The organism is Mitsuaria sp. TWR114, assembly GCF_007997345.1.
Map to the genome: position 1 here is coordinate 1 of NZ_VOSR01000256.1, position 9,807 is coordinate 9,807.

The window sequence follows — 9,807 nt, forward strand, 5'->3', positions numbered from 1 at the left end:
TCGGCGGCTTCCCGCTTCACTGATCGCCATGGAGGACACATGCCCGCACCCACCGGAGAACTTTCTCCTCGCCACCGCATCGAGCTGCCCAAAGAGCTTCGAGACTCCTTGAAATGGAAGTCGGGGCAGAAGCTGATGTTCATCCGCCGAGGCAACGGCATCTTCATTTGCCCTCACGTAACGCCGCAGGAACTCTTCGGGATTGCCAAAGGCGCCAACACGGAGGGATACCGTGATCGCAATGACCGCTACTAGCGCCCAACCCGAGGGCCCATGCAGTCCGATCGTGGTCGATACATCGGTCTGGATCGAGTGCTTCTCCCAGACCGCCCTGGGGCAGCGAATTGCCGCTGCGCTCCCGGCCAAGGCCCATTGCATCGTTCCGACAATCGTGCAGTTGGAGCTCTCCAAATGGGCCCTGCGCGAACTGACCGAAGCAGAACGGGAGCGGCTGGAACAGTCGCTGGAGGACTGCCAAGTCGAGCTGCTCGATTCCGAAACCGCAGCGCTCGCGGCGCAGGCCAACGTGCAACACAAGCTCGCCACTGCGGATGCGGTCATCTACGCCACTGCGCTGCGGCTTGGCGCGGAAGTTCTCACCTGCGATGCGCACTTCAGGGGCCTTCCGCTGGTCAGGCTGTTCGCCAAGGGAAGTGCAGCAGGCAGTGCCACTTCAGCGTCCGAGCCGACCGGACGATGGGATCGCTGGCCAACGGCGAAGCAGTTGGCGCCAACGGCGCAATAGCACGGCAACGACGCGGCAATAGCGAACAAGGGCCCCGAAGGGCCCTTGTGCATCAGCGTCGAGCGCTCATTCCCACTCAAACGTCAATTGGATATCGCGCTTCTCTGTACGCCAGGGCCAACCTGTGCCTGAAAACTGGAGATGCTGTCTCGTTTACCGTCGAATTTGAAGCACGGGACGGGCCGATCAACGAAGCAGCGCCCTTTGACGCAGTGCTCCATTCCCACTCCTGTTTGCGTCGCTGATCAAGAGCACCCCATAGAGCCAGACAACAGCTCAAACGGCGCGACTTGCGCATCAGTTTTCATCCGCCTCATCGTCGATGAACTGTGACCCATCTTCAGCCTGGAGCCCGCACCCCGGCCCCCTTCCTGCCGTTTGTCCGGATTCACCCTGCGCATACACAAACTGGGCCACGGTCCGGGTTCGGGTCCAAATGTTGGAGCCAGATGCTGGTCACGCAGACCTCCACCATGAGTCCACTTGCCCAACACCACGAGCGACTGGCTCACGGTGGCGTCCGAGCGGTGGCGTCCGAGTGGTGTTGCGCCCCCTCAACTCTCCTCTACGCGCTTCGGTGCCCGTCGTGCGAAAGGCCCCTTCAATGTTCCATTAGGATCCGGCGATGGCCCCCACGCAACCGCCACTGAGTTTGTCGCTCATCGACCTCGCCAGCGCGATCACGCTGCCCGAGATCGGGCGCGACATTGTCATCGCCGTTTCGGACGCATGTCTAGATCGCGAGCGATTCGGCCACGCTGGTGCGGAAGGCTTGGCAATCCAGCGTTTGATCACGCTCGCGCATGCTGCAGCCTCTTTGCGGTTCATCTGGGCGAGCGCCGTCGCCAACCAGGTCATCGCGACGCCGTCCGTCCATCCCCTGGCCGCCGTGGTCCTTTGCCTGACCAACGCGACTCATGTCTTCGAGGGGATGGACGAGGCTGCCACTTCGGAGAACCTCACAAGCACGCGAAACAAGATTCTGTCTTACCGCTTGGTGACCGACCTGTTTACGGACTGCCAAGCCTTGGTGTGCGTGGATGCTCCTCGACCGAGCCTGCCGCATGATCTGTACGACGCCCCCACCCGGCGACTGAGACCGGAGGCGGACTTCGAGTCCCTTGTGGATGATCTGGTACTCGCTCAGCAGAGCGCAGGTTTCAGCGCGCAGCGGCTGTCCAAACTTCGGATGGCGCTTTCCGTGATCCTTCGCGAGCTCTTGGAGAACACGGATGATCACGCCAAGACGGATGCTGAGGGCAAGGCCCTGTCCCCGAACTCACTGCGCGGACTGCTCGTCAAGCGGATCTTCGAAACACGACGACATCCCGAGCATGGCGCCGGCAGTTCCGCACCCATCCCGTGTCTTGAGTTCACTATTTTCGACTCGGGGATCGGTTACTACGACTCGTATCGCCGACAGCTGCTGCGCGGTCAAGCGCGCGGGGCACCTGTTGAAGTCGGTGATCGACAGGTAGACACGATCCGGGCACATGCCTTGGGGCCAGCGGTGTCGCCCGACGTCGAGTACGCCATCGTGCTCAAGTGCATGGGTCGGCACTCGGACAAGGCCATCCCGGACCCTCGCCCAGGGCACCGCGGCATGGGACTTTATGAAGTGCTTCGAGCACTAAAGGAAATGCGGGGGCTGCTCGAAGTGCGGACCGGCCGGGTGCATGGGTTCCGCAGCTTCCTGGAAGGCGAGCTTCGCGCTCAGCTTGAACCGCAGGATTCGCCCACGCGGCCCGGCATGCCGCGCGCGACCTTGCTGGATGTCGATCACAGGCTGTCGACGCGTCCTGCGCCGCGCGACATGGTTCGCGGTACCGTGGTCCGCGTGGTGGTTCCCCTCGCATGAAGCGCTCAGATACCACTCGCGGCTTGTGGCTGCGCACGCGTTTTCGCGATGGCCAGTACGACGGCGAGGCATGCTTGCTGGTCTACGACGACGAAGCCTTCGATGACCTGATGGTCAGCGGAGATATTAAGCAGGTCTTCGAGCAGCGCGCGGGCACGGCCAACATCTTCATTGCTGCGCCATTCCTGAGTTCCGAGGCCTGCCGGAAAGCGATGGAGTCGGGTGCCGCGTTGATGCGAGCCACCTCCTACATGGCCGCCAAGAGCGGCCATGTTTACTTGCTGGACTTGACGCAAGGCAGCGCCACGGAGACGCCGCACGTCACAGCCACGCGGATGTCGTGCGACCCGGGCACCGGCAAGACTGTCTTTGCCCCGCCGGCCACGCTCGATCCGCAGCTGCGTGACGGATGGCTGTTCGATCTCTTTGACAGCCATGAGGGCTTGGTTGTCGCGCCGCCGGGCGTGCATTTCCGCAAGAGCTCGGCGAAGCACTCGACCAAGTTCCTTCGCACCGCCAACACGCTGACTTCGACCGCGGCATGCGGGTTGCTAGCGCTATTCGCCTTGGAGACGCTGGACCTGCGGCACCCCAAGCGCATCCTCGTGGACACGGCACCGCTTCTGTCCGTGGCGCTGTCGTTGATGCGAGTGGCCCAGGCCCATGGGCTGTGGAGCCTGCCCGTTCCTGCGCGATCGTTCGGCTCCTATGGTGGTCAGCGGCAGATTGGGCGCCTATCCACGAGCGACGTCCTGCTCATTTCCGCTTCGACCTCAGGCTCCTTGGCAAGCGGGCTCATCGCCCAAGGGGCGCACAAACGCTCGGTCGTGACCCTGTACTTCCTGGGGGACGGACCCAATGCCAAACGCCCTGAGCAGGTGCTATGCGACCTCACCATCAGCGGTGATCGCGGCTTTGGCTATCAGCCCGTCGAGAACTACCCGGCCGACACTTGCAAGCTGTGCAAGTCGGAGCAATTGCTGGCGGAGCTCGAAGGTGATCAGTTCCTGCTTCAGCAGCGTCAGCATCGATCGTTCACCTTCCTACGGACAACGCAGACCGAGGACGCTAGGCAAACGCTGACAGAGCTGAGCGTCACGCATGCGATGGGCGTGGTGACCAGGCCCGACCCCACCTTACCGTCCTCGATTGCTATCAATGAGGAGCGGTTGCTTCAATGCCCAGCCATCCGCGAAGAGTTCATCCGCTTGCTGCGTCGCTATTGCCCGCATCCGCTGGCCCTGATTGTTCGCATCGATCTGAGCGAGAAGCTGCTGAGCGAATTGCTCAAGGAGGCCGGTATCACCGAGCTCGTCAGCGGAGCCCGCATCATCGACTGGTCGGATCTGGCATCGCAGAAGGAGCTGAAAGAGGGTGACGGCGTACTGGTGGTCTTCGGCTGCCTGGCGAATCACAACCGCGCGCGGCAAGCCAACGCCACGCTGCGGTCGCTGGTGAAGAAGGGGAACGTGGCCTATCTCTCAGCGCTCACGGTGGCGGCTACGCCCCATCAGTATCAGGACCTCAGGACGTTCCTTGGATTCGGCGAGCGTGGACCGGAGACGTTCACCTTCAAGGAAGCTCGCCGGCTGGCGTTGCCCGGCACCAATGGCTCGACAAATGCCTGGGTGGATGAGCTGGCGCTCTTGGGCCGACTTGATGGCCTTGTCGAGCTACCAGAGTTAGATCGTCGTCGCCAGATGCTGTCCGACCAGGTCATCGCGCAGGACGAACTCTTTCTTGTAGGTCAAACGGGTCCGTTGAAGCTACAGCCTGACTTTGTCTTCCTGGACACTTCTGGCGGCACCGGGAACATTACACAAGCTGACGTCTTCGGCATCGTGTCCAACCTTTTCGCGGCCTGCCGGGTCATGGGTCGCGAACTTCATGCGAAGCCCAAGGTTGGAGAACCCGTTGAACTCGTGCAGTCGGTGTACGGCCATGTGCTGCTGGACCCGAAGGCTTTCGCGACGTTCAACGACGCCGTGCTTCGCGCCTGCTTGCTGCGCGCGGCTCGGCCGAGCGAGTTAATGTATGAGGTGGACGAGGCACACAGCGCCGCCATGGCCGCCATCTTGCGAGCCGAGCTCGTTGCATGGGCGGCGGGGGGTGGCGACGCGCTGCCGGAGATGCTTCTTGCGATGGCTACGGGGCGATTGAAACTGCGCGATGCAGACCGCATGGGGTTTCGCAGCGACGCCAAGAAGGCAGGGCTGCCTGCTCACCTGGAGTTGCTGGCCGATGCAATCCCCCATTGAGACCGTCAGTGGCGAGCGCGGGATGCAGCAGACTGGGGTTCGCTTAAACGGGGTCAAGCCTTACGCTCGCGGATGTTGCGTGCATTGGCCAGCCTGGACTTGCGTTGTACTCAGGGCCGCTCGATAACGTATCAGGCCCCCGGACCCGCTGTCGGGGCGTCCGCCCCTGCTTCGGCGGCCAGCTCGCCTGAAGGTCTCAGGCTCATCTACCGTCAGACCATCTGACGGTATGCAACCGGCCGATAAACACTAGCAACGAATCAACCGTCGCGAACGCCGTCAAATTTGATGGGCAGCCCTGGGACGTCGTGACACGCTCTGAAGCAATATGCCCTTGACGGGACTAGGAAATTTCGCCGATCGCGCACGTCCTGAAACGTCGTGGCGCGATCTGGGCTCATTCCCACTCGATCGTCGCCGGCGGCTTGCTCGACACGTCGTAGGTCACGCGGTTGATGCCGCGCACCTCGTTGATGATCCGGCCCGAGCAGCGCTTGAGCAGGCTGTAGGGAAGCTCCGCCCAGTCCGCCGTCATGAAGTCGCTGGTCTGCACCGCACGCAGCGCGACGACGTAGTCGTAGGTCCGGCCGTCACCCATCACGCCCACGCTCTTCACCGGCAGGAACACCGTGAAGGCCTGGCTGGTCAACTCGTACCAGGTCTTGCCCGTCGCCTCGTCGCGGGTGTTGCGCAGCTCCTCGATGAAGATCGCATCGGCGCGGCGCAGCAGGTCCGCGTATTCCTTCTTCACCTCACCCAGGATCCGCACGCCCAGGCCCGGACCCGGGAACGGATGGCGATAGACCATCTCCGGCGGCAGGCCCAGCGCCACGCCCAGCTCACGAACCTCATCCTTGAACAGCTCCCGCAGCGGCTCCAGCAGCTTCAGGCCCAGTTGCTCCGGCAGGCCGCCCACGTTGTGGTGGCTCTTGATCGTCGTGGCCTTCTTGGTCTTGGTGCCGCCGCTCTCCACCACGTCCGGATAGATCGTGCCCTGCGCCAGGAAGGTCGCGCCCTTGTGGCCGCCACCGCTGGCCTTGAGCTTCTCCGCCTCGGCCTTGAACACGTCGACGAACAGGCCGCCGATGATCTTGCGCTTGCGCTCCGGGTCGGTCACGCCGGCCAGTTGGCCGAGGAATAGCTCGCTTGCGTCGACACGGATGACCTTCGCGTGCAGCTTGCCCGCGAACATGTCCATGACCATGTCGCCTTCGTTCAGGCGCAGCAGGCCGTGATCGACGAACACGCAGGTCAGTTGGTCGCCGATCGCGCGGTGGATCAGCGCCGCCGCCACCGACGAGTCCACGCCGCCGGACAGGCCCAGGATGACTTCCTCGTCACCCACCTGCTCGCGGATCTTCTGGACGGCTTCCTCGATGTAGTCACCCATGATCCAGTCGCCGCGGCAGCCGCCGATGTCGCGCACGAAGCGCGTGATCATCGCGGCGCCCTGCACCGTGTGCGTCACTTCCGGGTGGAACTGGAACGCGTAGTAGCCCTTCTCCTCGTTCGCCATGCCGGCGATCGGGCAGCTCGGCGTCGAGGCCATCAGCACGAATCCCGGCGGCAGCGCGGTGACCTTGTCGCCGTGGCTCATCCAGACCTTCAGCATCCCGTGGCCCTCGGGCGTCGAGAAGTCCTGGACGCCGGCCAGCAGCTTGGTGTGGCCATGCGCGCGGACCTCGGCGTAGCCGAACTCGCGGTGGTCGCTCCACTCGACCTTGCCGCCGAGCTGCACCGCCATCGTCTGCATGCCGTAGCAGATGCCCAGCACCGGCACGCCCAGGTCCCACACCGCCTGCGGCGCGCGCAGTTCGTGGTCCTCGTAGGTCGACGCATGGCTGCCCGACAGGATGATCGCCTTGGGCGCGAACGAGCGGATGAAATCGTCGCTGACGTCGTTGGGATGGATCTCGCAGTAGACGTGGGCTTCGCGCACGCGGCGCGCGATCAGCTGGGTCACCTGGGAGCCGAAGTCGAGGATGAGGACTTTGTCGTGCATGGTCAGCTTCTAGCGATGCTTGGGAATTCGATTGCGGACGGAGCGGCGGCGCTCATGCCTTGGCGGCGGCGGCCTGCGCCGGCGGCTCGGTGTTGAAGTGGCGCCAGGCGAAGGCCAGTGAGGCCAGCTGCAGCAGCGCGCACAGGTAGAACGGGGCGCCGATGCGCCAGTCGGTCTTGGGCAGCTCGGCCACCAGCGCCATCAGGCCCAGGCCGGCGATCGGCGAGATCACCGCCATCAGGCTGTTGATCGCGGCCACCGCGCCCATGGTCTCGCCCTGCGTGCGCGCGTCGGCGGCATTGGAGATCACCCCCTGCATCGCCGGACCGGCAGCCACGCCGCAGACGTTCAGGAAGATTGCGGCCACCATCATCCAGGCCTCGGTCGAGAGGCCCCAGATCAGGTTGGTCGCGATCGAGGTCATCAGGCCGATCAGCACCAGCCGGCGCGGCCCCAACCATCTCAGCAGCGGCTGCAGCAGCACGCCCTGCACCAGCACCGCCACCAGGCCGACAACGAACAGCGACAGGCCGTTCTCCTTCGGGCCCCAGCCGAATTTGTGCTGGTTGTAGAGCACCCAGCTGGTCTGGATCACCAGTTGCGCCAGGCCCGAGCAGGCGATGACGTAGATCAGCGGCCCGACCCCGTGCAGCTTGCGCAGCCGGCCGAGCGCGGCGAACGGGTTGGCCTTGCGCCAGTCGAAGGGCCGGCGGTGCTCCGGCGCCAGCGATTCCGGCAGCACGAAGAAGCCATACAGCCAGTTCATCAGCGCCAGCGTGCCCGCGACGTAGAACGGCAGGTGCAGGTCGATCGCGCCGAGCAGGCCGCCCATCACCGGCCCCAGGATGAAACCCATGCCGAAGGCCGCGCCCAGCATCCCGAAGCGCTTGGCGCGATCGGCGGGCGGGGTGATGTCGGCGACATAGGCGTTGGCGACGGCCGCATTGGCCTGCATCGCGCCGGAGAACAGCCGCACCACGACCAGCATCCACAGCGCCTGCGCCATGGCCGTGACGAAGAAGCTCAGCGCCAGCCCGCTGAAGCCGACCAGCATCACCTTGCGACGGCCGAAGCGGTCGGAGAGCCCGCCCAGGATGGGCGAACCGAAGAAATTCGCGAGACCGAAGGCGAAGGCCACCGCCAGTTGGGCGAGCGCGTGCTGGGTCTCGTTCTGGGTGAAGGTTCCGACCAGCGGCGGCAGCACCGGGATGATCAGGCCGATCGACACCATGTCGATCAGCACCGCGATCAGGATGAACGACATGGCGGCCTTGCGGCCGCCATGCGTGGTCGAGGCCGCGACGGCGTCGGGGCGTCGCGCTGCGCCGGGTCGGACAAGGGCGTCACTCCAGACGGTAGTTGGGCGCTTCCTTGGTGATCTGCACGTCGTGGACGTGGCTCTCACGGATGCCCGCCGAGGTGATCTCGACGAACTCGGCCTTCTCGTGCATGTCCGCGATGCTGGCGCAGCCGCAGTAGCCCATCGAGGCCCGCAGCCCGCCGCCCATCTGGTGCACGATCGCGACCATCGACCCCTTGTACGGGACGCGGCCTTCGATGCCTTCCGGCACCAGCTTGTCCGCGTTCGGGTTGGTCGTCTCGTCGTTTTCCTGGAAGTAGCGGTCCGCCGAGCCGGCCTTCATCGCGCCGATCGAGCCCATGCCGCGGTAGCTCTTGTAGCTGCGGCCCTGGTACAGGATCACTTCGCCCGGGGCTTCCTCGGTGCCGGCGAACATGCCGCCCATCATCACCGTGCTGGCGCCGGCGGCGATGGCCTTGGCGATGTCGCCCGAGTAGCGGATGCCGCCGTCCGCGATCAGCGGCACGCCGGTGCCCTTGAGCGCCGTGGCGACGAAGTCGATCGCCGCGATCTGCGGCACGCCGACGCCCGCCACGATGCGGGTGGTGCAGATCGAGCCCGGGCCGATGCCGACCTTGACCGCATCCGCGCCGGCTTCCACCAGCGCCAGCGCCGCGGCGCCGGTGGCGATGTTGCCGCCGATGACCTGCACCTGCGGGTAGTTCTTCTTGACCCAGCGCACGCGCTCGATCACGCCGCTGCTGTGGCCGTGCGCGGTATCGACGACGATCGCGTCGACGCCGGCCTTCACCAGAAGCTCGACGCGCTCCTCGGTGCCCTCGCCCACGCCGACGGCGGCACCGACGCGCAGCTTGCCGTGGTCGTCACGGGCGGCATTGGGGAAGTTGGTCTGCTTGGTGATGTCCTTGACGGTCATCAGGCCGCGCAGCTCGAAGCTGTCGTTGATGACCAGCACCCGCTCCAGCTTGTGCTTGTGCATCAGCGCCTTGCCGTCGTTGAGCGAGGCGCCCTCCCGGACGGTGATCAGGCGTTCGGCCGGGGTCATGATCTCGCTGACCGGGGCGTCCATGCGGGTCTCGAAGCGCAGGTCGCGGCCGGTGACGATGCCGACGACCTTCTTGCCCTCCAGCACCGGGAAACCGGAGATGCCGTGCTGCTCGCTGAGCTGCTTGACCTGGCGGACGGTGGTCTGGGGGGTGATCGTGATGGGGTCGCGGAGCACGCCGGACTCGTAGCGCTTGACGCGGGCCACTTCGGCCGCCTGCTGCTGCGGGGTCAGGTTCTTGTGGACGATGCCGATGCCGCCTTCCTGGGCGATGGCGATCGCCAGTCGCGCTTCGGTCACGGTGTCCATCGCGGCGGACACGAGGGGAAGATTCAGGCGGATGCCACGCGTGAACTGCGTGGCCAGACTGGTGTCGCGCGGCAACACCTGGGAGAACGCCGGCACCAGCAACACATCGTCGAAGGTGAGCGCTTTTCCGAGTAGGCGCATGAGGGAAGCTCCAGACGCAAAGGCGCATTATAGAGAAGCCCGGCAGTACACTCCACGCCCATGATGAATCCCCGACTCCCGCGACGCCCGCTGGGCGTGATGTGCGCGCTGGCGCTGATGGCGCTGAC

General features: G+C 64.8%; 7 protein-coding genes. 4 read left to right on the plus strand and 3 right to left on the minus strand.

Annotated elements, in window-relative coordinates; translation table 11 throughout:
• The 4 genes from FUT87_RS11100 to FUT87_RS11115 all read left to right on the plus strand — a co-directional run.
• Positions 1-255 (plus strand): AbrB/MazE/SpoVT family DNA-binding domain-containing protein (locus FUT87_RS11100; RefSeq protein ID WP_222617113.1); only part of this gene is annotated, 255 nt, incomplete at its 5' end.
• Positions 242-745, plus strand: coding sequence for a type II toxin-antitoxin system VapC family toxin (locus tag FUT87_RS11105; protein WP_147240100.1), 504 nt, complete (start codon positions 242-244; stop codon positions 743-745). The genes FUT87_RS11100 and FUT87_RS11105, both read left to right, overlap by 14 nt.
• Positions 746-1,370: 625 nt before the next feature.
• Positions 1,371-2,603, plus strand: a complete 1,233-nt coding sequence (locus tag FUT87_RS11110; RefSeq protein WP_147240095.1) for a hypothetical protein — start codon at positions 1,371-1,373, stop codon at positions 2,601-2,603.
• Positions 2,600-4,861, plus strand: a complete 2,262-nt coding sequence (locus FUT87_RS11115) for a hypothetical protein (RefSeq protein ID WP_147240094.1) — start codon at positions 2,600-2,602, stop codon at positions 4,859-4,861. Before FUT87_RS11110 ends, FUT87_RS11115 begins: the two co-directional genes overlap by 4 nt.
• Positions 4,862-5,258: 397 nt before the next feature.
• Here the strand turns inward: FUT87_RS11115 and guaA are convergent, their stop codons facing one another.
• The 3 genes from guaA to guaB all read right to left on the minus strand — a co-directional run bounded on the left by guaA (position 5,259) and on the right by guaB (position 9,679).
• Positions 5,259-6,863 carry a glutamine-hydrolyzing GMP synthase gene (gene guaA, locus FUT87_RS11120; protein ID WP_091732129.1) on the minus strand — a complete coding sequence of 535 codons (1,605 nt, stop codon included), beginning with the start codon at positions 6,861-6,863 and terminating at the stop codon, positions 5,259-5,261.
• 52 nt (positions 6,864-6,915) lie between these two features.
• Positions 6,916-8,127 carry an MFS transporter gene (locus FUT87_RS11125; protein WP_147241055.1) on the minus strand — a complete coding sequence of 404 codons (1,212 nt, stop codon included), beginning with the start codon at positions 8,125-8,127 and terminating at the stop codon, positions 6,916-6,918.
• Between the two features lie 79 nt (positions 8,128-8,206).
• Positions 8,207-9,679 carry an IMP dehydrogenase gene (gene guaB, locus FUT87_RS11130; RefSeq protein ID WP_091732127.1) on the minus strand — a complete coding sequence of 491 codons (1,473 nt, stop codon included), beginning with the start codon at positions 9,677-9,679 and terminating at the stop codon, positions 8,207-8,209.
• Positions 9,680-9,807 lie beyond the last annotated feature (128 nt).

What these genes read in the sequence shown, in the direction of transcription:
- guaB (WP_091732127.1), bottom strand. Translation starts at nt 9,679, where the DNA reads ATGCGCCTACTCGGAAAAGCGCTCACCTTCGACGATGTGTTGCTGGTG.
- guaA (WP_091732129.1), bottom strand. Translation starts at nt 6,863, where the DNA reads ATGCACGACAAAGTCCTCATCCTCGACTTCGGCTCCCAGGTGACCCAG.
- FUT87_RS11110 (WP_147240095.1), top strand. Translation starts at nt 1,371, where the DNA reads ATGGCCCCCACGCAACCGCCACTGAGTTTGTCGCTCATCGACCTCGCC.
- FUT87_RS11115 (WP_147240094.1), top strand. Translation starts at nt 2,600, where the DNA reads ATGAAGCGCTCAGATACCACTCGCGGCTTGTGGCTGCGCACGCGTTTT.
- FUT87_RS11125 (WP_147241055.1), bottom strand. Translation starts at nt 8,127, where the DNA reads ATGTCGTTCATCCTGATCGCGGTGCTGATCGACATGGTGTCGATCGGC.
- FUT87_RS11105 (WP_147240100.1), top strand. Translation starts at nt 242, where the DNA reads ATGACCGCTACTAGCGCCCAACCCGAGGGCCCATGCAGTCCGATCGTG.